27 protein-coding genes and 1 pseudogene are annotated in these 26,682 nt (G+C 71.9%); 18 read left to right on the plus strand and 10 right to left on the minus strand.

Going from position 1 to position 26,682, the window contains the following annotated elements; genetic code table 11:
* The first annotated feature begins 66 nt into the window (after positions 1-66).
* Genes CG723_RS37420 through CG723_RS37430 form a run of 3 tightly spaced genes read left to right on the plus strand, consistent with a single transcriptional unit; the run spans position 67 to position 3,129 of the window.
* Positions 67-1,518 carry a menaquinone biosynthesis decarboxylase gene (locus CG723_RS37420; RefSeq protein ID WP_100597997.1) on the plus strand — a complete coding sequence of 484 codons (1,452 nt, stop codon included), beginning with the start codon at positions 67-69 and terminating at the stop codon, positions 1,516-1,518.
* Positions 1,515-2,417: a menaquinone biosynthesis prenyltransferase MqnP gene (mqnP, locus tag CG723_RS37425; protein WP_100597998.1), complete on the plus strand. Its 903-nt coding sequence runs from the start codon at positions 1,515-1,517 to the stop codon at positions 2,415-2,417. Before CG723_RS37420 ends, mqnP begins: the two co-directional genes overlap by 4 nt.
* Positions 2,418-2,448: 31 nt before the next feature.
* Positions 2,449-3,129, plus strand: coding sequence for a UbiX family flavin prenyltransferase (locus CG723_RS37430; protein ID WP_100597999.1), 681 nt, complete (start codon positions 2,449-2,451; stop codon positions 3,127-3,129).
* Here the strand turns inward: CG723_RS37430 and CG723_RS48775 are convergent.
* Positions 3,126-3,257, minus strand: a complete 132-nt coding sequence (locus CG723_RS48775; RefSeq protein ID WP_267893758.1) for a hypothetical protein — start codon at positions 3,255-3,257, stop codon at positions 3,126-3,128. The two genes, CG723_RS37430 and CG723_RS48775, sit on opposite strands and share 4 nt — an antisense overlap.
* Positions 3,258-3,429: 172 nt before the next feature.
* Between CG723_RS48775 and CG723_RS37435 the strand changes: the two genes are divergently transcribed.
* Both CG723_RS37435 and mqnE read left to right on the plus strand, forming a co-directional pair.
* A complete protein-coding gene (locus tag CG723_RS37435; RefSeq protein ID WP_100598000.1) occupies positions 3,430-3,885 on the plus strand; it encodes an Lrp/AsnC family transcriptional regulator in 456 nt (151 codons plus the stop codon).
* A gap of 90 nt (positions 3,886-3,975) precedes the next feature.
* Entirely contained in the window at positions 3,976-5,139 is a 1,164-nt protein-coding gene (gene mqnE / locus CG723_RS37440) for an aminofutalosine synthase MqnE (RefSeq protein ID WP_100598001.1), read from the plus strand.
* 90 nt (positions 5,140-5,229) lie between these two features.
* Here mqnE and CG723_RS37445 read toward each other — a convergent pair whose 3' ends face one another.
* A complete protein-coding gene (locus tag CG723_RS37445) occupies positions 5,230-5,754 on the minus strand; it encodes a GNAT family N-acetyltransferase (protein WP_100598002.1) in 525 nt (174 codons plus the stop codon).
* Positions 5,755-5,860: 106 nt separating this feature from the next.
* Between CG723_RS37445 and CG723_RS37450 the strand changes: the two genes are divergently transcribed.
* The 3 genes from CG723_RS37450 to CG723_RS37460 all read left to right on the plus strand — a co-directional run bounded on the left by CG723_RS37450 (position 5,861) and on the right by CG723_RS37460 (position 8,659).
* Entirely contained in the window at positions 5,861-6,157 is a 297-nt protein-coding gene (locus CG723_RS37450; protein WP_100598003.1) for a DUF4229 domain-containing protein, read from the plus strand.
* A gap of 382 nt (positions 6,158-6,539) precedes the next feature.
* Positions 6,540-7,886, plus strand: a complete 1,347-nt coding sequence (locus CG723_RS37455; RefSeq protein ID WP_100598004.1) for a dicarboxylate/amino acid:cation symporter — start codon at positions 6,540-6,542, stop codon at positions 7,884-7,886.
* A gap of 125 nt (positions 7,887-8,011) precedes the next feature.
* Complete coding sequence (locus CG723_RS37460; RefSeq protein WP_100598005.1) at positions 8,012-8,659, plus strand: TetR/AcrR family transcriptional regulator; 648 nt, start codon at positions 8,012-8,014, stop codon at positions 8,657-8,659.
* Here CG723_RS37460 and CG723_RS37465 read toward each other — a convergent pair.
* From CG723_RS37465 to CG723_RS37475, 3 genes are all read right to left on the minus strand, one after another.
* The gene (locus CG723_RS37465; RefSeq protein WP_100598072.1) at positions 8,639-9,490 is read right to left on the minus strand and encodes a MaoC/PaaZ C-terminal domain-containing protein; all 852 of its coding nucleotides are present in this window, start codon (positions 9,488-9,490) and stop codon (positions 8,639-8,641) included. The genes CG723_RS37460 and CG723_RS37465 overlap by 21 nt on opposite strands.
* Before the next feature lie 5 nt (positions 9,491-9,495).
* The gene (locus tag CG723_RS37470) at positions 9,496-10,809 is read right to left on the minus strand and encodes a 3-oxoacyl-ACP reductase (RefSeq protein ID WP_100598006.1); all 1,314 of its coding nucleotides are present in this window, start codon (positions 10,807-10,809) and stop codon (positions 9,496-9,498) included.
* A gap of 132 nt (positions 10,810-10,941) precedes the next feature.
* Positions 10,942-11,814 (minus strand): helix-turn-helix domain-containing protein, encoded by an 873-nt coding sequence (locus CG723_RS37475; protein WP_100598007.1) that lies wholly within the window; start codon positions 11,812-11,814, stop codon positions 10,942-10,944.
* Positions 11,815-12,078: 264 nt separating this feature from the next.
* Here CG723_RS37475 and CG723_RS37480 point away from each other — a divergent pair, with 264 nt between their 5' ends.
* Positions 12,079-13,503 (plus strand): MFS transporter, encoded by a 1,425-nt coding sequence (locus CG723_RS37480; RefSeq protein WP_100598008.1) that lies wholly within the window; start codon positions 12,079-12,081, stop codon positions 13,501-13,503.
* On the opposite strand, the gene CG723_RS37485 is transcribed toward CG723_RS37480, so the two are convergent.
* The 3 genes from CG723_RS37485 to CG723_RS37495 form a co-directional block, all read right to left on the minus strand.
* A complete protein-coding gene (locus tag CG723_RS37485; protein ID WP_100598009.1) occupies positions 13,500-14,549 on the minus strand; it encodes an ATP-binding protein in 1,050 nt (349 codons plus the stop codon). The genes CG723_RS37480 and CG723_RS37485 overlap by 4 nt on opposite strands.
* 297 nt (positions 14,550-14,846) lie before the next feature.
* Entirely contained in the window at positions 14,847-15,161 is a 315-nt protein-coding gene (locus CG723_RS37490) for an AzlD domain-containing protein (protein ID WP_100598010.1), read from the minus strand.
* Complete coding sequence (locus CG723_RS37495) at positions 15,158-15,994, minus strand: AzlC family ABC transporter permease (RefSeq protein WP_100598011.1); 837 nt, start codon at positions 15,992-15,994, stop codon at positions 15,158-15,160. The genes CG723_RS37490 and CG723_RS37495 overlap by 4 nt, the downstream gene beginning before the upstream one ends.
* Before the next feature lie 85 nt (positions 15,995-16,079).
* Here CG723_RS37495 and CG723_RS37500 point away from each other — a divergent pair, with 85 nt between their 5' ends.
* The gene (locus CG723_RS37500) at positions 16,080-16,643 is read left to right on the plus strand and encodes a helix-turn-helix domain-containing protein (RefSeq protein WP_100598012.1); all 564 of its coding nucleotides are present in this window, start codon (positions 16,080-16,082) and stop codon (positions 16,641-16,643) included.
* 121 nt (positions 16,644-16,764) lie between these two features.
* Here CG723_RS37500 and CG723_RS37505 read toward each other — a convergent pair whose 3' ends face one another.
* A complete protein-coding gene (locus CG723_RS37505) occupies positions 16,765-16,968 on the minus strand; it encodes a cold-shock protein (RefSeq protein WP_006138897.1) in 204 nt (67 codons plus the stop codon).
* A 292-nt stretch (positions 16,969-17,260) separates the two neighbouring features.
* Between CG723_RS37505 and CG723_RS37510 the strand changes: the two genes are divergently transcribed.
* Together CG723_RS37510 and CG723_RS37515 are read left to right on the plus strand one after the other, a co-directional pair.
* Positions 17,261-18,124 (plus strand): menaquinone biosynthetic enzyme MqnA/MqnD family protein, encoded by an 864-nt coding sequence (locus tag CG723_RS37510; protein ID WP_100598013.1) that lies wholly within the window; start codon positions 17,261-17,263, stop codon positions 18,122-18,124.
* Between the two features lie 312 nt (positions 18,125-18,436).
* Positions 18,437-20,134 (plus strand): serine/threonine-protein kinase, encoded by a 1,698-nt coding sequence (locus CG723_RS37515; RefSeq protein ID WP_100598014.1) that lies wholly within the window; start codon positions 18,437-18,439, stop codon positions 20,132-20,134.
* On the opposite strand, the gene CG723_RS37520 is transcribed toward CG723_RS37515, so the two are convergent.
* Positions 20,112-20,618, minus strand: a complete 507-nt coding sequence (locus CG723_RS37520) for a hypothetical protein (protein ID WP_100598015.1) — start codon at positions 20,616-20,618, stop codon at positions 20,112-20,114. The genes CG723_RS37515 and CG723_RS37520 overlap by 23 nt on opposite strands.
* Positions 20,619-20,669: 51 nt before the next feature.
* Between CG723_RS37520 and CG723_RS37525 the strand changes: the two genes are divergently transcribed.
* From CG723_RS37525 to CG723_RS49040, 6 genes and pseudogenes are all read left to right on the plus strand, one after another.
* The gene (locus CG723_RS37525) at positions 20,670-21,365 is read left to right on the plus strand and encodes a hypothetical protein (RefSeq protein ID WP_100598016.1); all 696 of its coding nucleotides are present in this window, start codon (positions 20,670-20,672) and stop codon (positions 21,363-21,365) included.
* Between the two features lie 34 nt (positions 21,366-21,399).
* Positions 21,400-22,137: a prepilin peptidase gene (locus CG723_RS37530; RefSeq protein WP_100598017.1), complete on the plus strand. Its 738-nt coding sequence runs from the start codon at positions 21,400-21,402 to the stop codon at positions 22,135-22,137.
* A gap of 79 nt (positions 22,138-22,216) precedes the next feature.
* Positions 22,217-23,416 (plus strand): cyclic dehypoxanthinyl futalosine synthase, encoded by a 1,200-nt coding sequence (gene mqnC, locus CG723_RS37535; RefSeq protein ID WP_100598018.1) that lies wholly within the window; start codon positions 22,217-22,219, stop codon positions 23,414-23,416.
* A gap of 7 nt (positions 23,417-23,423) precedes the next feature.
* A complete protein-coding gene (locus tag CG723_RS37540) occupies positions 23,424-24,023 on the plus strand; it encodes a hypothetical protein (RefSeq protein WP_100598019.1) in 600 nt (199 codons plus the stop codon).
* Between the two features lie 34 nt (positions 24,024-24,057).
* On the plus strand, positions 24,058-24,747 hold the full coding sequence (locus tag CG723_RS37545) for a demethylmenaquinone methyltransferase (protein WP_100598020.1): 690 nt from the start codon (positions 24,058-24,060) through the stop codon (positions 24,745-24,747).
* Between the two features lie 168 nt (positions 24,748-24,915).
* Positions 24,916-24,984: pseudogene (locus CG723_RS49040) on the plus strand (zinc-ribbon domain-containing protein); the annotation flags it as partial.
* Positions 24,985-26,682: the final 1,698 nt, after the last annotated feature.

The following is a 26,682-nucleotide window of genomic DNA, read 5'->3' on the forward strand; positions in this document are numbered from 1 at the left end:
GGCGTGGGGACGACGCAGGCCCCCCGGTGACCGGGTCAGGGTAGCCGGTGCTCGATACTGGGACGCATGGCTTACGACGATCTTCGCTCCCTCCTGCGGGCGCTGGAGCGCGAGGGTGACCTCAAGCGCATCAAGGCCGAGGTCGACCCCTATCTGGAGGTCGGTGAGATCGTCGACCGGGTGCAGAAGTCCGGCGGCCCCGCTCTCCTCTTCGAGAACGTGCGCGGCTCCTCGATGCCGCTCGCGATGAATGTGTACGGGACCGACCGGCGCCTGCTCAAGGCGCTCGGCCTGAAGTCCTACGAGGAGATCAGCGACAAGATCGGCGGCCTGCTGCGCCCCGAGCTGCCGCACGGCTTCGTGGGCGTGCGCGAGGCGTTCGGCAAGCTCGGCTCGATGGTGCACGTGCCGCCGAAGAAGGTGAAGGACGCGCCGGTGCAGGAGGTCGTCCTGCGCGGCGACGACGTGGACCTGGACCAGCTCCCGGCCCTGTTCACCTGGCCCGAGGACGGCGGCTCCTTCTTCAACCTCGGTCTCACGCACACCAAGGACCCTGAGAGCGGCATCCGCAACCTCGGGCTCTACCGGCTCCAGCGCCACGACCGGCGCACCATCGGCATGCACTGGCAGATCCACAAGGACAGCCGCAACCACTACCAGGTGGCCGCCAGGAAGGGCGAGAAGCTGCCGGTCGCGATCGCCTTCGGCTGCCCGCCCGCCGTGACGTACGCGTCCACGGCCCCGCTGCCCGGGGACATCGACGAGTACCTCTTCGCCGGGTTCATCCAGGGCAAGCGGATCGAGATGGTCGACTGCAAGACGGTGCCGCTCCAGGTGCCGGCGAACGCCGAGGTCGTTCTCGAGGGCTGGCTGGAGCCCGGGGAGATGCTCCCCGAGGGCCCGTTCGGCGACCACACCGGTTTCTACACGCCGCAGGAACCCTTCCCCGCGCTGACGATCGACTGCGTGACGATGCGCAAGCGTCCGCTGCTGCAGTCCATCGTGGTGGGGCGCCCGCCGACGGAGGACGGTCCCCTCGGCCGGGCCACGGAGCGCTTCTTCCTGCCGCTCCTCAAGATCATCGTGCCGGACATCGTGGACTACCACCTGCCCGAGTCGGGCGGCTTCCACAACTGCGCGATCGTCTCGATCGACAAGAAGTACCCGAAACACGCGCAGAAGGTGATGCACGCCGTGTGGGGCGCCCACATGATGTCGCTGACCAAACTGATCGTGGTCGTCGACTCGGACTGCGACGTGCACGATCTGCACGAGGTCGCGTGGCGGGCGCTCGGGAACACGGACTACGCCCGTGACCTGACGGTCGCCGAGGGTCCCGTCGACCACCTCGACCACGCGTCGTACCAGCAGTTCTGGGGCGGCAAGGCGGGCATCGACGCGACGAAGAAGTGGCCCGAGGAGGGCTACACGCGGGACGGCGGCTGGCCCGAGATGGTGCTGTCCGACCCGCAGACGGCGGCGACGGTCGACCGCCGCTGGAAGGAGTACGGCCTGTGACCAGCGCTTCCGCCGCGATCCCGCAGCCGGGCCGCACCAAGGCGTTCCTGCGGCTCGTCATGATCGAGCACTCGGTGTTCGCGCTGCCGTTCGCGTACATCGCGGCGCTCACCGCGATGTTCCGGATGGACGGGAACATCCACTGGTGGCGGCTGCTGCTCGTGACGATCGCGATGGTCGGCCTGCGCACGTTCGCGATGGCCGTGAACCGGATCATCGACCGCGAGATCGACGCCCGTAACCCGAGGACCGCGCACCGCGAACTCGTCACGGGCGCGATGTCCGTGAAGTCCGCCTGGACCGGCGCGCTCATCGCGCTCGTCGTCTTCCTCGGCGCGGCCGCCCTGCTCAACCCGCTGTGCCTGGCGCTCGCGCCCATCGCGGTGATCCCGATGGTCGTCTATCCGTACGGCAAGCGGTTCACGAACTTCCCGCAGGCCATCCTGGGTCTCGCCCAGGCGATGGGGCCGGTCGGCGCCTGGCTGGCGATCACCGGCGAGTGGTCGTGGGACGGGGTGATCCTCGGGCTCGCGGTCGGCATCTGGATCGGCGGCTTCGACCTCATCTACGCCTGCCAGGACGTGGAGACGGACCGCGAGGTCGGCGTGATGTCGGTGCCGGCCCGCTTCGGAATCCCGGCGGCGATCTGGGGAGCGCGCGGCTGCCACACGCTCACCACGGCGCTGTTCGTCTGGTACGCCCTGGCCACGGACGCGGGTGCGTTCTTCTGGCTCGGCCTCGTCATCGTCGCGGGCGCCTTCCTCTACGAGCACACGATCGTGCGGCCGCGCGACCTTTCCCGGCTCAACCGGGCCTTCTTCCAGGTCAACGGCTTCATCGGGATCGCCCTGTTCGTGTGCGCGCTGCTCGACCTCCTCGTGCGCGGCCTGACTGTCTGACTGCGGCCGGGTGCCGGATAGGCTCGACGGCATGACCGCAGGAGAAAATGGGCGCCGGCCTTGGATCGTGGGGGTGTCCGGCGCGTCGGGGACCCCGTATGCCGCCGCGGTTCTGCGCGCGCTGCTCGACGCGGGGGAGAGCGTGGACCTCGTCGTCTCGCGGGCCTCGCGGCTGACGCTGCTCGACGAGACGGGTATCGCGTTCCGGGACGCGCACTGGCGCGAGGACCTGGGTGAGTGGCTGGCGCGCGGGGCGGACGGGAAGCCGGCCACGTTCGCGATGGGCGACCGGCTCGACCAGGTCAGGTACTGGTCCGCCGGGGATCTGGCGGCGGGACCGTCGTCCGGGTCGTATCCGGCGAAGGGCATGATCATCGTCCCCGCGTCCACGGCGTGCGTGGCGGGTGTGGCGCTCGGCCTGTCGAAGGATCTGCTCCAGCGCGCGGCGAGCGTGACGCTCAAGGAAGGGCGCAGGCTGGTCGTCGCGGTGCGCGAGACACCGCTGAACGGACAGACGCTGAAGCATCTGGTGGCGCTGGACGAGGCGGGCGCCGTGGTGCTGCCCGCCTCTCCGGCGTTCTACGCGGGGGCGACGCACATCCAGGATCTGGTGGACTTCGTCGCCGGGCGGGCGCTCGACGCGGCGGGGGTGCCGCATCGGCTCTACCGCCGGTGGCAGGGAGAGCTCGGGGGCGGCTCTCCGGACCGTTAGCGCTTCTTGGCGCGCGCGGCCCGCTTCTCAGCGGCACGCGCCTCGACGGCGGACTGGTGGGCACGCGAGCGGTTGGCCTGGTCCTGCAGCTCGCGCATACGGGCGTAGGCCATCTCGATCGTGTACACGGTGGCAACACTCCTGAATGATCGTCTTTGATCGGTAGTCGAAGATCGCTTGAAAGGTCAGCCGAAGGTGAAACCGGGTTTCGGCTGAAAGATTCACAGGGGCAACGCCCTGCACGCCTTAGATTCTACACGTAAACTCGCGTCAACGCAGAATAATGAAAGGCATGGACCTATGGACGCCGTGGACAGGCAGCTCATTCAGGCTCTGCGCGAGAACGGCCGCGCCTCGTATGCCGAGCTGGGACGCCTCGTAGGCCTGTCCGGGCCCAGCGTCACCGACCGCATCAACCGTCTCGAAGCGGCCGGCGTCATCACCGGGTACCGCGCGACCGTCGACTCGCCCTCGCTCGGCCTCGGCGTCACCGCCCTGATCGGCATCTCGCTCTCCGACGCCGCCGACCACGAGGACGTGGCGCACCGGCTCAAGGACCTGCACGAGATCGAGGACTGCTGGTTCATCGCGGGCGACGACTCGTACATGCTCAAGGTGCGGGTCGGCGACGTGGACGGCCTGGAGCGCACCATCCGCCGGCTCAGCGGCACGAAGGGTGTCTCACGCACGCGCACCACGATCGTGCTGTCCACCAAGTGGGAGAACCGAGTGGGGGAGCTGCCGGAGGAGGAGTAGGGGCGGGCACGTAGTGCCTGATGGGGGCCCCTCCCGCCCGAAGGGTGGGGGAGTACGGTTGGCCGCAGTCTTTGGTGAGGAGCAATGGCAATGGACGTAGGGCTCAAGCGCGAGCTGGAGCAGAAGGTGCGGGACGGCGAGCGGCTGTCCCGTGAGGACGGCGTCGCGCTGTACGAGTCGGACGACCTGGCCTGGCTGGGCGGACTCGCCCACGAGGTGCGCACGCGCAAGAACGGCGACGTCGTCCACTTCAACGTCAACCGCCACCTCAACATGACGAACGTGTGCACCGCCTCGTGTGCGTACTGCTCGTTCCAGCGCAAGCCGGGCGAGAAGGACGCGTACACGATGCGCATCGAGGAGGCCGTCCGCCTCGCCAAGGCGATGGAGAACGAGAACCTCACCGAGCTGCACATCGTCAACGGCCTGCACCCGACGCTGCCCTGGCGTTACTACCCGCGCTCCCTGAAGGCCCTCAAGGAGGCGCTGCCGAACGTCGCGCTGAAGGCGTTCACGGCGACGGAGATCCACCACTTCGAGACGATCTCCGGGCTCTCCGCCTCCGAGATCCTCGACGAGCTGATCGACGCCGGTCTCGAGTCGCTGACCGGCGGCGGCGCGGAGATCTTCGACTGGGAGATCCGCCAGCACATCGTCGACCACGCCACCCACTGGGAGGACTGGTCGCGGATTCACCGCCTCGCGCACGAGAAGGGTCTCAAGACCCCGTCCACGATGCTGTACGGGCACATCGAGGAGCCCCGTCACCGCGTCGACCACGTGCTGCGCCTGCGCGAACTCCAGGACGAGACCGGCGGTTTCCAGGTCTTCATCCCGCTGCGCTACCAGCACGACTTCGTCGACATGAAGGACGGCAAGGTCCGCAACCGCCTCCAGGCGCGTACGACCATGGCGACCGGCGCCGAGGCGCTCAAGACCTTCGCGGTCTCCCGGCTCCTGTTCGACAACGTGCCGCACGTGAAGTGCTTCTGGGTCATGCACGGCGTGCAGACCACCCAGCTCGCGCTCCAGCACGGCGCCGACGACATGGACGGCTCGGTCGTCGAGTACAAGATCACGCACGACGCGGACAACTACGGGACGCCGAACAAGCTGACCCGTGAGGACCTGCTCGACCTGATCCGCGACGCCGGCTTCCGGCCCGTCGAGCGGAACACCCGGTACGAGATCATCCGCGAGTACGACGGCCCGGACCCGGCGCGGCGCGAGACGCCGCAGGCGATGCGGGTCTGACGTCGTCTCTGATCTGACGACGTCTCTGACGACAGACGCAATCGCGAAGAGGGGCTCCGGCCGGTTTGCCGGGGCCCCTCTTCGCTCATGTCATGTCACCGGCAGCAGCATCGTGATGTCGTCGCGGTCGTCGCCGGGGGCCACCCGGATCGCGCCGGGGACACGGCCGACCTCCTTGTAGCCGCACGCCGCGTAGAAACGGTCGGCGCCGGTGCCGCCGCGGCAGGTGAGACGGATGGCCTCGATGCCGTCGAAGGCGCGGGCGGCGTCGGCCGCGGCGGCCATCAGCTCCCGCCCGTACCCCTTGCCCTGGTACCGCGGGTGGATCATCACCGTGTACAGCCAGATGTAGTGCTTCTGCAGGCGGTGCTGGTTGTGCGTGAAGAAGGCCGTCGCCGCGACAGCGCCCTCCTCGTCACGTCCGACCAGGAGCCGGGTGCGGCCCTCGGCCATCGCGGCGAGGTGCCTGACCAGCTCGGGGCGGATGTCCTCGGTGGTGACGGGCGGGACGAAGCCGACCGCTCCGCCCGCGTTGGACACGTCGGCCCAGAGCGCGAGGACGTCGTCCCGCAGCGCCGGATCGGTCGGCGGGTCCAGCTGAAACGTAAGGGTCATTGGGTCACTCTAACCATTACTTGCGGTACCGCTCAATGCCCTTCCGGGGCCGCATGCTTCACTTGGTGGTGCGTAGGACCGATTCGGAACGGAAGAGTGGATTGACATGCTCCGCTACACGCTGATGCGCTTCGGGATCTTCGCGGGCTGCTTCCTTGTCGTCTGGGGTCTCGCCTCGACGGGCATCGTGCCCCGCGGCGCCGGCGGCTCGTACTTCCTGTGGATCGCCCTGCTCGGTCTCGTCATCTCCGCGCCGATCAGCTACGTCGCGCTGCGCAAGGAGCGCGACCGGGCCTCGGTCAAGATCGTCGAGCGCGTCGACCGCACGAAGGCCAACTACGAGCGCAACCGCACGCAGGAAGACATCGCGGACGACACGGCCCGCGCGCAGAGCGCCTCGTAACGCACCTTGTCCCCGAAGTCCCGTGTAAGGGACTCGTAAGCTTCGTCACAACGCAGGTGGCCCCGGCATCGCTCGATGCCGGGGCCACCTGCGTTTTCCAGGCCCAAGGGTCATGGAGTGGGTCATTTCTTCCCCAAAGAACCCCTTTGATGTTCTCAAAGCATGAGTGTTAACGTGATTGACATGAAGACATCCGCAGCCCGCATGCCCATGAGTGTTCCGCTCGTGGCGCGCCTGCATGTCGACCTCTGCCGTTGCATGTCCGCGGCCTGTCGCCTCTGAAGCGACTCCCCCCGATGCAGCGGCGCCCCTGGTTCTTCCTCCCGCGGTGGCCGCTTCCTTACGTCCAACCCCACCCGCGCGTCATCACTGGAGTGTGTCCGTGTCCGCGAACACCGCGTCCGCGTCCGAGAAGCAGAAGCCCCGCTTCCGGATACCCATCCCCTTCTGGGCCCAGGTCCTGCTCGGCCTGGTCGTCGGCCTCGTGCTCGGCTACGTCGCCCGCACCTACGACGTGTCCTGGCTCGCCACGACCCTCGACAAGGTCGGCGGCATCTTCATCCAGCTCCTGAAGCTGGCCGTGGCCCCGCTGGTCTTCTTCGCGATCCTGGTGTCCATCACCAATCTGCGGAAGGTCAACAACGCTGCGCGGCTCGCCAGCCGCACCCTCCTGTGGTTCATGATCACCTCGCTGATCGCGGTCGTCATCGGCCTCGCGATCGGCCTGATCACCAACCCGGGCAACGGCTCGAACCTCACCCCGGCCGACGGCTCCAAGCCCGACCACGCCGGCTCCTGGCTGGACTTCCTGACCGGCATCGTCCCGACCGATGTCGTCACGCCGTTCACCGAGCTCAACGTCCTGCAGATCGTCTTCATGGCGGTCGTCGCCGGTGTCGCCATCCTGAAGATCGGCCCGAAGGCCCAGCCGATCCTCTCCCTGTCCGAGTCGGTGCTCGAGCTGCTGCAGAAGGCCCTGTGGTGGGTCATCCTGCTCGCCCCGATCGGCTCCGCCGGCCTCATCGGCCGCGCCATCGTCCAGTACGGCTGGGACCTCCTCGGCAACTACGCGACGTTCACGATCGACATCTACGTCGGCTGCGCCCTGGTCCTCTTCGGCGTCTACCCGCTGCTCCTCGCGACCGTCGCCAAGCTGAACCCGCTCCAGTTCTTCAAGGGCGCCTGGCCCGCGATCCAGCTGGCCTTCGTGTCCCGCTCCTCCGTCGGCACGATGCCCGTCACCCAGCAGTCCGCCGAGCGCCTCGGCGTCCCGCGCAACTACGCCTCCTTCGCCGTGCCGTTCGGCGCGACGACCAAGATGGACGGCTGCGCCGCGATCTACCCGGCGATCTCCGCGATCTTCGTCGCGCAGATCTTCGACGTACAGCTCGGCATCAAGGAGTACCTGCTCATCGCGTTCGTCTCGGTGATCGGCTCCGCCGCGACCGCCGGACTCACCGGCGCCACGGTCATGCTGACCCTGACCCTGTCGACGCTCGGCCTCCCGATGGAGGGCGTGGGCCTGCTCCTCGCCATCGACCCGATCCTGGACATGATGCGCACCGCCACCAACGTGGCCGGACAGGCGCTCGTGCCGGTCATCGTGGCCGCCCGCGAGAACATCCTGGACCGCGTGAAGTACGACAACGCCACCGCGTCTCCCGTCGAGGAGCTCGTGGTCGAGAGCCGGCACGAGGACGAGCCTCAGGCGGTGGGTGCCGCCGCCTGAGTCCCCAGGCTCGTACCCGTCCGCACCCCGCACCCGCCGGTTCCCTCCGGTCGTGGTGCGGGGTGTGTGCGTTGTGGTGGCTACGCTTGCGGGCGGACGCGGTGTGGAGAGAGGCGGGGGCCGGGGTGGGCGAAGTGAGGGTGAAGCGGATGCCGCGGGCCGTGCGGGAGCGTCAGATGCTCGACGCGGCGGTGCGGGTGTTCGGGGAGCGTGGGTACCGGGCCGCGTCGATGGACGAGATCGCGGAGTTCGCCGGAGTGTCGAAACCGCTGGTCTACCTCTATCTGAACTCCAAGGAAGAGCTCTTCTCCGCGTGCATCCAGCGCGAGTCGGCGGCCCTGGTCGCGGCGGTACGCGTGGGCGTCTCCGGAGGCGGGGACGCCGACCGGCAGCTGTGGGACGGGCTCCGGGCGTTCTTCACGCACACGGCTCAGAACCCCGACGGCTGGGCCGTCCTGCACAGCCACGCGCGGACGGGAGGCGAACCGTTCGTCGTCGAGGTCACCGCCGTGCGGGAGGAGATCGTCGCGTTCGTGACCGGGCTGCTCGCGGCGGCGGCCAGAAAGGCGCACGGCGATCCCGCGCTGCCCGACCGCGAGGTCGCCGGGCTCGCGCAGGCGCTGGTCGGGGCCGCGGAGTCGCTGGCCGGCTGGGCCAACACGGACCCGTCGGTCACGGCCAAGGAGGCCGCGGCCACGCTGATGAACTTCGCCTGGTCGGGCCTCGGGAACCTGATGGAGGGTCGGCGCTGGTCACCCGCCCCCGGCGCGTAGCACCTCGCCCGTGACATGGGTGCGCGTCGCCGACCGGAGCTCGAAGGCGGGCCCCCGGGACGCGTACGTCACGCTCGCCGGCAGGAGTACGGGTGCCTTGAACGCGGCGCGCACCTGCACCTCGCCCTCGGCGCCGTGTTCGGCGATGCAGCGGGCGACGGTCCACATGCCGTGCGCGATGGCGCGCGGGAAGCCGAAGAGGCGGGCCGTGAGCGGGTGCAGATGGATGGGGTTGCGGTCGCCGGACGCGGCGCCGTAGCGGCGGCCCAGGTCGCCCGGCAGTTTCCACTCGGCCACTGCGGGCAGCGGTTCGGGACGCTCCTCGGGCGCTGCGTTGTCCCTGGGGGGTGTGTCGGTGCGGTGGCGCGCCAGGTAGGTGCTGGTCGAGGTCCACGCGCGCGTGTCGCCCGCCCGCAGCTCGGTGACGACGGTGGCCTCGGTGCCGCGCCGGTGGGGTACCAACTCCTTGACGTATACGGAGAGTTCGTACGCCTCGTCGACCGGCAGGTCGTGCCCCTGGGTGACGGTGAGGGAGGTGTGGACGAGGCCGAGCAGGGGGAGCGGGAAGCGCCGCCCCGCCATGATCCGCATCGCCAGGGGGAAGCCGAGGACGTGCGGATACGTGACCGGGAGCGCGGCGGCGTCCCGGTCGAAGCCGCACACCTCGCGGTACGCGGCCAGGCGGGTGCGGTCGGCGCGTGCGGCGGGCAGGACCAGGCGGGTCACGGGGGCCTCGGCGCCGGGGCGCGGGCGCTTGAGGGGGGAGAGGAGGGCGCCGCGGGCGAGGAGGGGCGGCAGGGACGGGGTGGCGGTGAGCGTGACGGTCGTCATGGTCGTCACGCCCCGAGCAGGCTCTGGCCGCAGACCCGGACGACCTGGCCGTTGACGGCGCCGGAGGCGGGGTGCGCGAACCACGCCGTCGTCTCCGCCACGTCCACCGGCAGCCCGCCCTGCCCGAGCGAGTTCATGCGGCGGCCCGCCTCGCGGATGAACAGCGGGACCGCGGCCGTCATCTTCGTCTCGATGAAGCCGGGTGCCACCGCGTTGACCGTGACGCCGTGTTCGGCGAGTGCCTTGGGGGCGAGGGCCCGGGTCAGTCCGGCGATGCCCGCCTTGCTCGCCGCGTAGTTCGTCTGGCCCGCGTTGCCCGCGAGACCGGCGATGGACGCGGTGGCGACGATGCGGCCGCCGTGGCTGAGCGTGCCGGACTTGAGCAGCGCGTCCGTGGTGGTCAGGACGCTCGCCAGGTTCACGTCGAGGACCGTGGCCCAGCGGTCGGCGGGCATCTTGGCCAGGGTGCGGTCCCGGGTGATGCCCGCGTTGTGGACGAGGGTGTCCAGGGCGGGGACGGCGTCCGCGATCCGCTCGGCCGCGTCGGGGGACGTGATGTCAAGGGGCAGCGCGGTCGCGTCGAGGCGGGCGGCCAATGCCTCGAGGTCCGCCTGCGCGGACGGGACGTCCAAGAGGATCAGGCGGGCCCCGTCCCGCGCGAGGACCTCCGCCACCGCCTCGCCGATGCCGCGCGCGGCGCCGGTGATCAGGGCCGTGCGGCCGGCCAGGGGACGCGCCCAGTCGGCGGGCGCTGTGGTCTCGCCGGCAGCGACCTCGATCACCTGGCCGCTGACGTACGCGGACTTGGGGGACAGGAGGAAACGCAGCGTCGACTCGGCGGCTGCCACGGGCCCTTCGACCCGTACGAGGGTGACGGTGCGGCCGCGGCCGGTCTCCTTGCCGAGGGAGCGCACGAACCCTTCGAGTGCCTGCTGGGTGGCGGCCTGGTGGTGGTCGTCGCGGGAGAGCGGGGCGCCGAGCACCACGATCCGGCCACTGGACGCGACCGAGCGCGCGACCGGGTGCAGGGCCGCCTGCACCTCGGCGAGCGTGGGAACGTCCGTGACCGCCGTGGCGTCGAGGACGATCGCGGCGGGGCGCTCGGCCGCCGCCCGCACATCGAGGCCGGTGCGCGCAAGCAGCCCCGCGAGCTCCGCCGTGTGCACGGATTCGCCAGCCGTGAGATGGAGCAACGGGCCGTCCAGCGCGGGCCGTTCGGGCGTCCAGCGGTGCAGCTGTGCGGGCTGGGGGAGACCCAGGCGGCGGGTCAGGAAGCGGCCCGGGGCCGTGCCGGTGAAGTTCAGATAGCGGTCGGCCATGGTCCGGCTCCCTGCTCGGTCAGTAATTTACTTCCGAGTAAGGTTACTCAACGGTCAGGAATTGGTCGAGATGGAACGCCCTGCGCGCCCGGTGCACGAGGAAACTCGAACCGGACTGTGGCGTAAGGGAGTTCAGGACTCCCGGCGGTCCGGGCGGGCCGCCGGGTCCAGGCGCAGCATCGCCGCCTCGTCCGGGCTGCCGAGCTGGGCCTGATAGGTGACGAGGCGCTGCCCGCCCGTGCGCGCCAGCTGCATGACCTCGAACGTGAGGGTCATCGCGCCGACCTTGGGGTGCGCGAACGTCTTGGTGCCGCCGCCGCGCTCCAGGACCTCGTAACGGTCCCAGAGTCTCGCGAACTCCGGTGACTTCAGGACGAGTTCACCGACGAGGGCGGCCAGTTCCGGCGAGTTCGGGTCCTTGCCGCCCACTGCGCGCAGGTGCGCCACCGACTGCGCGACCGTCTCCTCCCAGGGGACGTAGAGCTTGCGGCCCACGGGGTGCAGGAACAGATACCGCGTGATGTTGCGCTCCTCGTCCGGCCAGTCCCACAGGCCGGGCAGGAGGCGGCGGCCCGCCGGGTTCGCCGCCAGCACGTAGTTGTGCCGGCTCACCACGTACGCGGGCAGCGGGCTGAGCGCCTCCAGGACCCGCAGGACCGAGTCGCGCACCGTGCGGTCGGTCGTGGGGTGCGGCTCGGTGAGGCGGCCCGAAGCCAGCTCGGCCAGGTCGTGGAGGCGCTCGTGCGCGTCGCCGCACAGCCGCAGGGCTCGGCTGATGGCGTCGATCACGGCCGTGGAGGGGTTCGTCTCGCGGCCGCGCTCCAGCCGCGTGTAGTAGTCGACGCTGACGCCGGAGAGCGTCGCCAGCTCCTCGCGGCGCAGGCCGGGCGTTCGCCGGATCCCCGCTCCCGCGGGCAGCCCCGCGTCCTGCGGGCTCACGAGCGCGCGCCGCGCCTTGAGGTACCTGCCCAGTTCCGTGCCGTCCTGCGTCGCTCCACCAGCCATACCCCCATTCTCCCTGCCCGGCGACGTCTGTGGGGGGCCGTGTCAGGGCCAGGAACAGCGCGCCCCGGTGAACGGCGCCCTGCCACCTCGCGCCAACTCCGCGCAGAGTTGATCCCGTTGCGGGCGGCCCGGCCACCGCGGACCCAGGGGGTGCACGACACCGGGCCGCGGACGCGGTCGCCGGAGCCGCCCGCACGAAGCCTTACCGGGGAGGACCGACGGACCGCGTCGCCCACCCGTTTCTCCACCCGAGGAGCCCCGAACATGCCGTCCGCCGCCACCCGCCCCGACCAGCGGAACCCGACCCGCGCCCCCGGCCCGGCGGCCGGTGCGCCGACACCCGTACAGGCGTCCGGTCACGCCCTCGTCGCCGCGCTCCTCGGCTTCACCGTCATCTCCATCGACGTGTCCGCCGTGAACATCGCCCTGCCCGCCATCCGTACGTCGCTGCACGGCGGCATCACCGGGCTTCAGTGGATCGTCGACGCGTACACCCTGATGTTCGCCGCGCTCATGCTCTCCGCCGGTGCGCTCGCCGACCGGGCCGGTGCGCGGCGGGCCTACGCCTGGGGCGTCGGACTGTTCACCCTGGCCTCGCTCGCCTGCGCCCTCGCGCCCGGCATCGGCACGCTCGTCGCGGCCCGTGTCGTCCAGGGCGGCGCCGCTGCCATCGTGATGCCGGCCTCGCTCGCGCTGATCCGCCAGGCCTACGACGACGCGCGGCACCGCGCTCGGGCCATCGCGCTGTGGACGGTGGGCGGTTCGGTCGCCATGGCCGTAGGCCCTGTCCTCGGCGGCATCCTCACCGAGGCCGCCGGCTGGCGCGCCGTCTTCTTCCTGAACCTGCCCGTGGGCGCCCTGATCCTGGCCCTCCTCGTCAGCGTCCCGCGCTCCCCGCGCCGTCCCGCCCCGCTCGACCTGGCCGGTCAGGTCACCGCGGTCCTCGCGCTCGCCGGGCTCGCCTTCGCGGTCATCGAGGGCGGCCACGCCGGCTGGACCGCCCCGTCGGTCCTCGCGGCACTCGCCGTGGCCGTCGCCGGGGCGCTCGCCTTCCTCGCCGCCGAGAAGCGCCACCGCGCGCCCATGGTCCCGCTGCCCCTGCTGCGGCGGCGCGACGTGAGCGTGTCCCTCGCCATCGGCTTCGCGGTCAACGTGGCCTTCTACGGCGCGATCTTCCTGCTCGGCCTCTACTACCAGCAGCTGCGCGGCATGTCCGGCACCGAGGCCGGCCTCATGTTCGTACCGCTGGCGGCGATCATCACGTCGACCAACCTGATCTCCCCGCCGATGGCCGAACGCTTCGGCCGCCGTCCCGTCATCGTGACCGGACAGGCCGTCCTCGCCCTCGGCATGTTCTGCCTCCTGCCCCTGGCCGCGGACACCCCGGTCTGGCTCATCCTTCTGCTGCTCGTCCCGACGGGCATGGGCGGCGCGTTCGCGGTCCCCGCGCTCACCGCCCTGCTCATGGACAGCGTCCCGGCGGCCCGCGCGGGCACGGCCTCCGGCCTCCTGAACGCGTTCCGTCAGACCGGCGGCGCCCTCGCCGTCGCCCTCTTCGGCTCCCTCATCGCCGGCGGCGCGAGCGACGGCTTCTCCCTCGGGGGCATGCGTGCCAGCCTGATCGTCGCGGGCGGGCTCCTGTGCGTGACGGCGGCGCTGGCGGCCTGGGCCCTGCCCAAGAAGGGCTAGGACGGCAAGGCGGGGGCGTTGTGCAGGCAGTGCGCCAGGCAGCGCCGCCGGAACTCGGCGTCCTCGCCGAGCCGTTCCAGCAGATGCTTGCCGTACGCGCGCGTGGCCGCCGTCATGCGGAAGGCGCCGGGGCCCGACGGTTCGGGTGTGATCAGGCAGTGGGCCGCGAGCCCCTCGAAGGCACGGGCGAGTTCGTCGGGCGGCAGCCGGTCGTCCGCGCACACCGTCACCGTGTCGGCCAGGGTGAAGGGTCCCGTGAAGACGGAGGCCCGCGCCCACAGCAGCCGCTCGCCGGGCGGGCAGAGCCGCTGGCTCCAGCGCAGCGAGGCGCGCAGCGTGCGCAGCCGGTGCGGCAGTCCGGGCATCGGGGCGGGCAGGTCGAGCAGGCGCTCGGGGCGGCCGATCAGTGACAGCAGATCGTCGGCGTCGTGGCCCTTCAGCTGGCCCGCGGCGATGCGCAGGGCGAGCGGCAGACCGCCGAGCGCCGCGCAGATGCGGCGGGCCGGCTCGGGGTCCGGGGCCCGCGGCGCGCCGAGTGCCAGCGCGGCCGTCCTGAGCAGGCGGGCCGCGACGTCGGGGGCGAGCGGGGGCAGCGGGAACGTGACCGGGGTGTCCAGCGGGACCCTGCTGGTGGCGATGACGCGCAGCTCCGGGCACGCCTGTACGAGGTGCAGCAGCGTGGCGGCGCACTCGGCGGCCTGCCGCTCGCAGGTGTCGACGACGAGGAGCGCCGGGCGCCGCCCGATCGCGGCGGCCAGCGCGGGGAGCTGCGGCACCGCGGGATCGCGGGCGAGGCGCAGGGCGCGGGCGAGCGCGTGCGGCACGAGCCCGGGGATGTCGAGCGTGGCCAGGTCGGCGGTGCCCTTCGCGGACCAGGGTTCGCGGTGCATGCGCCGTACGACTTCGGCGGCGAGCGCGCTCTTGCCGACCCCGCCCGGCCCGGCGACCGTCACCAGGCGCTTCTCGCGCAGCAGCCGTTCGAGCGCGGCCGCGGCGCCGCCCCTGCCGACGAGTCCCGCGGCCCGGGTGTGCAGGAGCTCCGGCATGTTCTGGTGCCTCCGTCGTGCTGCGTCGTGCTGCGTTCCGGTCGGATGCGGCCAGCACGTGCCGGGCGGGCGGGCCCTGGCATCGGTGCGGGCGCAGAAATCGGTATACCCAACCTCTGCGCCGGGGTCCGGTCGGTGACGCGGGCCGATCAGAGTAGCGGCGGTTCCCACGAAGGCGGTCCGCGTGACCGGTCGGGTCCGCTATCCGTCCGTACGTTGCCGAATCGGCCCGTCCGGGAGCGAGTTGGAGGCGTAACCCGCCCGATCGGGAGCGGATTCCCGTATCGGCAGGGGTCGTTACGACACGCCCGCGAGCCGCAGGAGGCCCGTCGTCGCGGCGGCCACCACGACGACGACGGCGAAGGGCGCCTTCCGCCACGCGAGCAGCCCGCCGGCCAGCACCCCGGCGGGCCGGGCCCACCCGGCGAACCCGTGTCCCTCGGTCAGCGCCCCCGTCGCGAGCAGCGCCACCAGCAGCACGGTCGCCCCGACGGTCAGCAACTCCTGTACCCGCGCGGGCAGTTCGGCCCGCCCGTGCAACAGGGGCCCGGTGAGCCGGAAGGCATAGGTCCCGGCGGCCAGGACGAGGACGGCGACGAGCGTGGCGTTCACGAGGAGGCTCCCGGGGAGGTCGTACGGGTCGGGGCCTCCGGGCCGGTCGTAGGGGAGGAGGATCCCCGTCCGGTCGTGAGGGACGGGGATCCCCGGCGGGGAGTGCGGGCCACGAGCAGGCCCGTCAGCGCCAGCAGGACCGGCATCCCCGCGGGCAGCACCGGCGTCGCGGCGACCGCGATCACCGCACCGGCCGCCGCGGCCCGTCGCACCCCGGCCCCGCCGCGCAGCGCGGGCAGGACGAGGGCAAGGAGCACCGCCGGGAACGCCGCGTCCAGACCGAACCTGGCCGTGTCCCCGAGCGCGGAGCCCGCCAGCGCCCCGGCGAGCACGCTGAGGTTCCAGGCCGCGAAGAGCCCGAGGCCCGATATCCAGAACGCCGCCCTGCGCCGCCGGGGATCCCGCTGGGCGAGGACGAACGCCGCCGTCTCGTCGGTGACGAGGTGTGCGCCGACGAGACGCGCGGGCCAGGACCGGCCGAGCGCGTCGGCGACGGCCAGACTGAACGCCGCTGTGCGCGTGTTGAGCAGCAGCCCGGTCGCCGCGGCGGCCACGGGGCCGCCACCCGCCGCGAGTACGGCGACGGTGCTGAACTGCGCCGACCCGGCGAAGACGATCAGCGACATCAGTACGGGAACCCAGACGGGCAGCCCGCCGGTGACCGCGATCGCGCCGAAGGAGACCCCCACGACGGCGTCGGCGAGGCAGACGAGCGCGATGTCGCGCAGGAGCCGCCGGTCGCTGTGGGCGGGAGCGGCGGCGGGGTCCGAGGGTGCGGCCCGGTCCTCGGCTGTTCGTTCAAGAGGACCATCTGTTCGGTGTGGCGAACGCATACTCGTAGAATGGGCACAGGGCCGTCTGTTCGTCAAGGCGAACGATCTGGTCCGCCCTAGCGAACGAACGGTGAGTAGGAGCAGCATGGCCGGCCAGACCCCCCGCCTCCCCCTCGACCGGATCGCCGCGGCCCTGCGCCGGGAGCGCGGCCGGGCCGGGATCTCCCTGTCCGAGCTGGCCAAGCGCGCGGGGATCGCCAAGTCCACGCTCTCGCAACTGGAGTCGGCGAGCGGGAACCCGAGTCTGGAGACCCTCTGGGCGCTGAGCGTCGCGCTCGACGTGCCGCCGAGTCTGCTGCTCGACGCGCCCCGCCCCGTCGTCCAGGTCATCAGGGCGGGCGAGGGGGTCGCGGTCCCGTCGGAGCAGGCCGACTACGCGGCGACGCTGCTCTCGCCGAACCCGCCGGGCTCCCGGCGCGACCTCTACTTCCTTCAGGTCGAACCCGGCGCGCCCCGCGACTCGGAGCCCCATATGCCGGGCGCTGTCGAGCACATCGTGGTGGGCACCGGCCGGGTCCTCGCGGGACCCCAGGACGACCCGGTCGAACTCGGCCCGGGCGACTACATGTCGTACCCCGGCGACGTCCCGCACACCTGCCGCGCCCTGGAGCCGGGTACGACGTGCGTCCTGGTCATGCAGTACGCGTGAGCAAAAGGCAGGAGCCCCGTCTCCGCCTCGTGCCGGGGCACTTGGCGGAGCGGGGCTCCTTGGGTACTGCATCCGTTCCGGAGTCACGACGTCCCAAGGGCAAAACCTGGGGACGCCCCACTTACATGGGGGTGACGTTCTCCGCCTGCGGGCCCTTCGGACCCTGCGTGACGTCGAAGCTCACGGCCTGGTTCTCCTCGAGGGAGCGGAAGCCGTTTGCGTTGATCGCGGAGTAGTGGACGAAGACGTCCGGGCCGCCGCCTTCCTGGGCAATGAAGCCAAAGCCCTTTTCAGCGTTGAACCACTTCACGGTTCCGGTAGCCATAAGCCCTCCTTGGGCCAAAGGGTCGCCCTGCTCCAGAACCTGCAAATGCACTTGCGAACAACTGCAAAAGTCTGAATACGACGAGAGCCCGCGGTCACATGCTCCGCAGGCTCTGTACTGCAAGGGAAACCAAACTGCAACTTGCGGGCGAGCCTAGCACGCAGGCGCCGGAATGCAATAGAGGGAAAGATCACGTCACCCGGAGGTTTGACACGGGGCGTCAAAGGGTTGACAGAGCCGACTCGGGGACCCTGAAGCCTGCACCGTACCGCATGGGGTCTAGCCTCGCGATGTGGACAATTCTCCCGAGACCCCGCAGCGCAACCGGCCACGAGTCGGCCACATCCAGTTCCTCAACTGCATGCCCCTGTACTGGGGACTTGCCAGGACGGGAACGCTCCTCGACCTCGAGCTCACGAAGGACACCCCGGAGAAGCTCAGCGAGAGCCTCGTCCAGGGCGACCTCGACATCGCGCCCATCACCCTCGTCGAGTTCCTGAAGGCCGCCGACCAGCTCGTCGCCTTCCCCGACCTCGCGGTCGGCTGCGACGGCCCGGTGATGTCCTGCGTGATCGTCTCGCAGGTACCTCTCGACCAGCTCGACGGGCGGCGGGTCGCGCTCGGCTCCACCTCGCGCACGTCCGTGCGCCTCGCGCAGCTGCTGCTCGCCGACCGTTTCGGCGTGCAGCCCGACTACTACACGTGCCCGCCGGACCTGGGCCTGATGATGCAGGACGCGGACGCGGCCGTGCTCATCGGGGACGCGGCCCTGCGCGCCAACCTCCACGACGCGCCGCGCCTCGGGCTCCAGGTCCACGACCTGGGCGCCCTGTGGAAGGAGTGGACGGGACTGCCGTTCGTCTTCGCCGTGTGGGCCGCCCGCAAGGACTACGCGGAGCGCGAGCCGCTCATCACGCGCAAGGTGCACGAGGCGTTCCTCGCCTCCCGGGACGTGTCCCTGGAAGAGGTCACCAAGGTCGCCGAGCAGGCCTCGCGCTGGGAGGTCTTCGACGAGCAGGTCCTCGAGCGCTATTTCACGACGCTCGACTTCCGCTTCGGCGCGCGGCAGTTGGAGGGCGTCACGGAGTTCGCCCGCCGGGTGGGCCCGACGACCGGCTTCGCGGCCGATGTCCGGGTCGATCTGCTGCAACCCTGACGCGGTAGCTCCGCCGTCCCCGGAAGGCGTACGGGAATTCCCCCGCGGGAATTCGCGTACGCCTTCTGCGTGCCGCCCCTCTCGCGTGCGGGGCAATTCCGGCTATCCGGAAACAACGGGCTGTTCGGTGACGATCGGCTGTGAACGTCAGGAATTTCACCGGTGAACGTTTTGAATACACGAGGCGCGCGGATATCGGAGCGATGCGTTCCGCGAGGCGGCGACTACGGGAAGGCGTGACATACGGGAGGGCGTGACAGGGGAGGACTACCCTGGCCCGACTGGAGCGTGGGCACAGGGGGAGGCCAGGCCATGCAGTCGCTGGAAGCCGGCGAACCGACCACGATCGGGCCCTACCGGCTGCTCGGAAGGCTTGGTTCCGGCGGCATGGGCCGCGTCTATCTGGGGCGCAGCGCCGGAGGCCGCACCGTCGCAGTGAAGGTCGTCCATCCGCACTTCGCGCTCGACGAGGAGTTCCGGGCGCGCTTCCGGCGCGAGGTGGACGCCGCGCGGCGGGTCGGGGGCGCCTGGACCGCGCCGGTCCTCGACGCCGACCCGGAGGCGTCCGTGCCGTGGGTGGCGACCGGTTACGTGGCCGGTCCCTCCCTCGCGCAGGCCGTGAAGGAGCGCGCCCTGCCCGACCACTCCGTACAGGTCCTGGGTGCGGGCCTCGCCGAGGCGCTGGCGGCGGTGCACGGCCTCGGGCTCGTCCACCGCGACGTGAAGCCGTCGAACGTGCTGCTCACCGTGGACGGCCCGCGCCTGATCGACTTCGGTATCGCCCGCGCCACCGACGGCACCGCCTCCCTCACCTCCACCGGCGTCTCGATCGGGTCGCCCGGATACATGGCGCCCGAGCAGATCCTCGGCAAGGGCGTCACGGGCGCCGCCGATGTCTTCTCCCTCGGCGCGGTCCTCGTCTACGCGGTGACCGGCACCTCTCCGTTCTCCGGCGACTCGTCGGCCGCGCTCCTCTACAAGGTGGTGCACGAGGAGCCCGAACTCGGCCTGGCGCGCGGGGAACTGCGCGACGTCGCCGCCGCGTGCCTGGCGAAGGACCCGGCCGCGCGGCCCACGCCCGAGGAAGTCGCGAGCGCTCTCGCCCCGCAGGGCGCGGCCCGGCTCGTGGCGGCGGGGTGGCTGCCGGGCGCGCTGGTGGAGCAGGTGGGGCGCAGCGCGGTGGCGCTTCTGGACCTGGAGGGCGCGGCGCCGGCGGGTGCCGCGGAACGTTCGGGGCCGGTCGGATTCAGCGAGCCGTCGGTCGACTGGCCGTCGGACGCGGCGGGGGCGCCCGCCGGGGTGTTCGGGCCCCCCGATCCCGCGTACGGACCGGTCGTCCCGCCCGTGCACGCGCCCGCCGACTCTGCCCCCGCTCCCGCCTCCGCCGACGCCGCCGTCCCCGCGCCGCGCACCGAGGTGCCGGGTGCCGGGAAGCTCTCCGTCAGTGTGGCCGCGACGTCCGTGCCGGGCTCAGGCGGTCGCGGGCGGAGGATCAGCTGCACGGTCGCGCTCGGTGTCGCGGGCGCGCTCGCCGCCGTCACCCTCGGCTCGGTGTTCCTCTTCGACCTATTGCCCGGCTCCTCGAAGGGCGGGAGCGACACCGCGGGCGGCCATCCACCCGCAGCGACGGCCTCCGCCTCCGCCCCGAAGGGCACCGTCCCCGCCTCCTTCGTGGGCACTTGGGAAGGACCCGGCACCGGCCTCGGCGGCACGCTGCCGATGGGCACGTTCCGCGTCACCGTCGAACAGGGCCGGATCGGCGAGGAGTTCGGCACGTTCCACCAGACCGACCCGATCGGCGCAGTCTGCGAGGACGTCCTCGTCCTCAAGCGGGTCGAGAAGGACCGGATCGTCGCCACGGGCATCGCCAAGAAGTCGAACGGCGGGCAGTGCACCACCGGCCGCCACGAAGTCCGCCTGATCGAGTCGAAGTCGGGCGACCGTCTCACCTACGAGACGGACAACCCGCGCGCGGGCGACCCCGTCGCTACGATGCGGCGCGCCGGCTGACGCGGATGTACCCCACGACCAGGGCCGCCGCCGCGGCGAGCGTCGCGGCCAGGCCCGTACCGCAGACCCAGGGGTGGTGGTCGAACACCCAGCTCGGGCTCGACGCGCCGCGGCCCGACGGCGGCCAGGTGTCGACGACGAGGCTCAGCAGGAGCACCAGCGCGATCCCCTCAAGGACGGCCGCGGCGAGGTGCAGCGGCGAACGCCCTTTGCCCGCCACGCCGTTGACGCGGAACCCGGAGAACGCGAACGCCCACACCAGGGCCGGGAACACGGCCCCCAGCACGACCGCGAACGCGTGCACACCGCCGGGCCACGCGTCGTCCGCCCAACGCCACACGGTCTCGCCCCACAGGAAGGCGCCGACCGCCATGAGGACGATGCCGCCGCCGATCACGAGAAAGATCAGACAGCCGAACAGGGCGTTGCCACCACGGGCCTTGCGCGGCCGGGGAGGCTTGGGCGGCTTGGAGGGGCGGGGCATCCGGGGAGTGTGTCACGGTGCGGGGGGACACACAGAGGGGGAGCAGGGGACATGGGATTCGGCAGGAACAGGGGTGCGGCCGGGCCGCTGGTCGAGCCGGTGGCGTGGGAGGACGTCAGCTGGTTCGTGGTGACCGACGTCGAGAGGGCCGCCTCGTTCCCGCGCAAGCCGGTGAAGGGCCGCCTCGCCGTACGTGTCCCCACGGCGGTCGCGGGCGTGCGCCACTTCGCCCCGGCGGCGTACGTCGTGGGGGACGGCGAGGACGGCGGACCCCACGAGCTGTACGAGGCCGGGGGCGCGCAGCGGCTCGTGTGCACGGTGACGGCGGCGGGCGACGCACATCTGGTCACCGACGCGGCGGGCGCCGAACTCGGCCGCGTCCACCGCACCTCCGCCGTGAAGCGCACTGTCCAGCACGGGCTTTGGCTGCGGCAGCCGGACCGGCCCGACGCCGTCGCCCGCTACCACTGGGCCAAGGGCAGCGCGAAGGGCATCGCGACGCGCGGCAAGGACGGCGCGGTGCGGGGCGCGGGCGCGCTCGTCGGCAGCGTCGTCGACTCCGTGCTCAGCCTGGGCGCCGAGGGCGGCGACCAGTCCGGTACGCGCACGGCGAAGCCGGTGACATGGCGGGCCGGCGAGGAGACCGTACTGACGCAGGGGTACGTCGATGACGTCAAGTCGTATGTGCCGCAGGCCGGTTGGCTCGACCGGCGGCTCGCGTTCGCGCTGGCGGTGCTCGGCCGGTAGGCGACGCCGACAGGTGCGGGGGGAAGGGGTGGGGATGGTGGATCTGTTGCTGGTCGTGGCCGGGGCGGTCTGGGGTGCCGTGGCCGGGCTGTTCGTGCCGCGGGCCGCGTACCGGCTGTCCGTGGAGCCGGACGAAACCTGGCGGGCGAGTTGCCCGGACGGGCATCCGCTGCCGGGCGGTGTGCGCGGATGGCTGGGGCGCGGGCGGTGCGGGGAGTGCGGCAGGGCCCTCGGCCCGGGCGCCCCGATGCCCGTACTGCTCACCGCCGCCGTCTGCGCAGCCCTCGCCGCCGCCACCGGCATCCGCCCCGAACTGGGCGCCTGGCTCCTCCTCGTCCCGCCCGCAGTGCTCCTCGCGGTGGTCGACGCCCGGGTGAAGCGCCTGCCCGACGTCCTCACCCTGCCCCTAGCCGCGGCCGCCCCCGTCCTGCTCGGCCTGGCCGCGCTGCTGCCCGAGCCGGGCGGCGACTGGCCGACGGCGCTGCTCGGCGCGGTGGCGCTCGGCGTCGGCTACCTCGTGCTCTTCCTCATCCACCCCCAGGGGATGGGGTTCGGCGACGTGAAACTGGCGGTCGGCCTGGGGGCGGTGCTCGGCTGGTACGGGTGGGGGCTCCTGTTCATCGGCACGTTCGCCGGGTTCCTGTTCGCCGCGCTGTACGGCGCGGGTCTCGTGATCGCCCGGCGGGCCGGCCGCAGGACGGCGATCCCGTTCGGGCCGTTCCTGCTCGCGGGCGCGCTGGCGGGCGTACTGATGGGCGCGTACGCCGCCTGACGTCGGGCGGCAGGACGTGCTGGCGTACGCTGAGACGGTCCGTCCACAACCCTTACGAACGAAACGAAAGGGACGCCCGGTGACCGAGAAGGCCGACCTTCAGACCGTCCTCGACCGTGCCGCCGCGGGTGGACGCATCACCCCCGAAGAGGCGCTCGACCTCTACCGCGACGCCCCCCTGCACGCGCTCGGCGCGGCCGCCGACGCCATCAGGCGCCGCCGCTACGCCGGCACCGAGCACATCGCGACGTACATCATCGAGCGGAACATCAACTACACGAACGTCTGCGTGACGGCGTGCAAGTTCTGCGCCTTCTACGCCGCGCCCAAGGACACCGCCAAGGGCTGGACGCGCGACCTCGACGACATCCTGCGCCGCTGCGCCGAGACCGTCGAACTCGGCGGCACCCAGATCATGTTCCAGGGCGGCCACCACCCGGACTACGGCGTCGAGTACTACGAGAAGCACTTCTCCGCCATCAAGCAGGCGTACCCGCAGCTGGTCATCCACTCCCTCGGCGCGTCCGAGGTCGAGCACATGGCCCGTATCTCCAAGGTCTCCGTGGAGGAGGCCATCGAGCGGATCCACGCGGCCGGCCTCGACTCCTTCGCGGGCGCCGGCGCCGAGCTCCTCCCGGCCCGCCCCCGCAAGGCGATCGCCCCGCTGAAGGAGTCCGGCGAGCGCTGGCTGGAGATCATGGAGGCGGCCCACCGCCTCGGCGTCGAGTCGACGTCCACGATGCTGATGGGCACCGGCGAGACCAACGCCGAGCGCATCGAGCACCTGAGCATGATCCGCGACGTACAGGACCGCACGGGCGGCTTCCGCGCGTTCATCCCGTACACGTACCAGCCGGAGAACAACCACCTGAAGGGCCGCACGCAGGCGACGCTCTTCGAGTACCTGCGGATGATCGCCATCGCGCGGATCTTCCTCGACAACGTGGCCCACATCCAGGGCTCCTGGCTGACCACCGGCAAGGAGGTCGGCCAGCTGTCGCTGCACTACGGCGCCGACGACCTCGGTTCGATCATGCTGGAGGAGAACGTCGTCTCCTCGGCCGGTGCCAAGCACCGCTCGAACCGCCTGGAGATCATCGACCTCATCCGCAAGGCGGGCCGCGTCCCCGCGCAGCGCGCCACGACGTACGAGCACCTCGTCGTGCACGACGACCCGGCGAACGACCCGGTCGACGACCGCGTCCAGTCGCACATCTCGTCCACCGCGATCGAGGGCGGCACGGCGCACCCCGAGCTGAAGCTCGTCTCCACCAACTGAGGCCCTTTTGCTGACGATTCACGTGGCCGAGGCCTCGCCCGAGGCCGCGGTCCTGGTCGACGGCGCGTCCGTCGCCGCCCTCGGCCCGTACGAGGACCTCGCCGCCGTCCGCCCGCAGGCGCGGGTGCGACGGTGGCCCGGCATCCTCACGCCCGGCCTGCTCAACCCGTACGGGCCCGAGATCCTCGAAGGCACGTACCACCCGGACCCGCGCGAGGCCGACGAGTTCGGCACGCGGCCGGTCGTCGGGGAGCGCGCGCGGGAGATCTTCCGCGCCGATCCGTCCCGGGTCGGGGCCAGCGCGCGGCGCGGCATCCAGCAGCTGTTCGCCCACGGCACGGTCGCCGTGGCCGGGGAGCTGCGCTCGCGCGCGGTGGTGGACGCGGTGCGCAGGGCCGGGCTCGCGCTCGGGCAGCGCCCGCCGAACCAGCCGGGGCCGGTGTCCTTCTCGCCGGCGCCGCTCGTCCTGCTGCCGCCGCTGACCGTGGGCGGACCGGCCAGGTTCGCCGTGTTCGACGTGCCGGACCGCGCCTCGCTCGTGCGGCTCGGCCCGGCCAGCTGTGTGGCCACGGTCATCGAAGGGCGCCTGGTGTACCGGCGCCGCTGACGCCTGCCCGGGGGCGTACTGCCACAATGGACGCGTGACCCGCGCATCCCTGGACAAGCAGCCGCACGAAGTCGCTTCGATGTTCGACGACGTGGCGGACCGGTACGACCTCACCAACGACGTGCTCTCGCTCGGCCAGGCCCGGCTGTGGCGCAAGGAGGTCGCGAAGGCAGTCGACGCGCGGCCCGCGCAGAAGGTCCTCGACCTCGCGGCCGGTACGGCGACTTCCTCGCAGCCGTTCGCGCAGGCCGGCGCGTACGTCGTGCCCTGCGACTTCTCGATCGGGATGCTCCAGGTCGGCAAGAAGCGGCACCCGTGGATGCCGTTCACCGCGGGCGATGCGACGAAGCTGCCGTTCAAGGACGACACGTTCGACGCCGTGACCATCTCCTTCGGCCTCAGGAACGTGCAGGACACGGACACGGCGCTGCGCGAGCTGTACCGGGTGACGAAGCCCGGCGGGCGCGTGGTGATCTGCGAGTTCTCGCAGCCGACGTGGGCGCCGTTCCGCACCCTGTACACCGAGTACCTGATGCGCGCCCTGCCTCCGGTGGCCCGCGCCGTGTCCTCGAACCCGGACGCGTACGTCTACCTCGCCGAGTCGATCCGCAGCTGGCCCGACCAGCCCGCGCTCGCGGCCCGCCTCCAGAAGGCCGGCTGGTCGGACGTGGCGTGGCGCAACCTGACCGGTGGTGTCGTGGCGCTGCACCGGGGCGTCAAGTAGCCGGTCCTTTGAGCAGCGGGCCTTCAAGTCCCGTTCGGTGCCCGTCCGTTGTGCCGATTCCCCGTCACGGGGAACCGGTCACCGGGAAAGATGTGTCCGTTGAGTACGTGGTGACTGCCGGTCACCCTTGGTGACGGTACGACTTTCCCGGATGACGGAGCACTTCCCATGGCGTCGTTCTGCCCGCACTGCGGAGCCCAGGCTCCCGACGAGGCCCGCTTCTGCATGAAGTGCGGGCGGGAACGAACGCCGGAGCGCGAGCCCGATGTTCAGGTTCCGTCGGCGCCTCCCGCCGCACCCTTCGGTCAGCCCGGTCAGCCGCCTGTTCCGCCGCTCGCGCCGCCCGCCGCCCCGCCACCGCCCGCGTTCGCCCCCGGCGGGCCCTCGCCCGTCGCCGCCTTCCTCGGGCGTGCCTTCCGCGGCGACTGGGCCGGCTCGGCGCAGGCCGCGCTGTGGCCCGTCGGACTCCTGGTGATCGCCGCTGTCGCCCTCGCCGTCCCCTCGTACGGGCAGGGCAGTGACGTCGTCGTCGGGTTCGGCGACCGCATGCGGATCTCGCTCGCGTTGCTGCTCCAGTCGCTCGGCGGCGGCTTCGAGGTGTCGGCCTCCTCAGGCTCCTCGCCCTTCGGCGGCGGGGACTCGCCGTTCGGCTCCGGGGGCGGTGGCATGGGGGCGGAGCTCAGCGGTGGCGCCGCGCTCTCCCTCGTCCCTCTCACCGTCACCGCCCTGTGGATCCTGGCGCTCTGGATCGGCGTACGCGTCCTGCGCTCGCGCCTCCGGGCCCGCGCGGCCGTCCCCGACGGTCACCCCACGCCCGTCCCCGGCACGCCCGGGCTCGAAGCCGCCCTGCGCGTCGCCCTGTTGGTGACCGTCGGCGTCCTCGTGCTCGGCCTGTTCGCGCAGCCCTCGGTCCAGGGCGTGCGGATCTCGTCGTCGCCGGTGCTCGCCGCGCTCGGGGCGCTCCTCATCTCGCTCACCGTCGCCGCCGGAATGCTGCACCGGGACGACCTGGCCCAGTGGCTCGCCGCACGGCCGGGGGCGCCGGCGCTGGTGCGGGCCATCGGAACGGCGCTGCGCGCGCTCGCCGTCGTCCTCGTGATCTGCTCGGTCGCCGCCTTCATCGGCATCGCCCAGATCGACGGCCTGGGCGACGTCTCCGACGTGTCCGACCTGGGCCGGGCCGACCTGTCGCCGCTGGTCCTCGCCCTGCTCGTGCTGCCGAACCTCGGCGCCATGGCGCTCGGCCTCGGCTGGGGCGCGCCCATCTCCTTCGAGGCGGGCGGCAGTTCGACGTACGGGGGCGGCTACCAGCACCAGTCGTTCGGCCTCTCCGAGCTCGGCGACGCCACCAACGCCTGGGCGGTCGTGGGGGCGCTGGCCCTCGGCGCCGTCTGCGCGCTGACCGTGGGCGTGATGGCCGCGCGCAGGTCGGCCGACCGTCGTGAACAGCTCCTTTCTGCCGGGATCTTCCTCGGTCTCTTCCTGCTGCTCGGCGCGCTCGGCGGCCTCGGGGTGCGGGCCACCGGGGCCGCGTCCGACCTCGGCGGCAGCGGCACGGGCAGCGCCGGCGTGGGCCTCGGCATGGCGGAGGCGCTCCTGTTCGGGCTGCTGTGGGTGTTCGCGGCGGCGTTCCTCGCGCCGTATCTGATGCAGATGGCGGGGGCGCGGACCGGGATCGTGCCGGAACCGCAGGTGCCGCCGGGGGCGTTCGGGTCCGCGCGGGGTGTCCCGGCGCCGGCGACTGCCATGCCGGAAGCGCCCGCCGAGCCGCCCGCCGCCAGCGAGCCGCCCGCCCCCATCGACCCGCCGAGCCCCGCCGTCGCGGCCGCCCTGCCGACTTCGCCATCGACCTGGAGACCACACCCGCGGGACACGGCTGGATGTATCCGACCGACGGCCTGCTGGTGCAAGGCAACCACTACCAGGCAGGCGTCC

The organism is Streptomyces sp. CB01635, assembly GCF_002803065.1.
Taxonomy (GTDB): domain Bacteria; phylum Actinomycetota; class Actinomycetes; order Streptomycetales; family Streptomycetaceae; genus Streptomyces.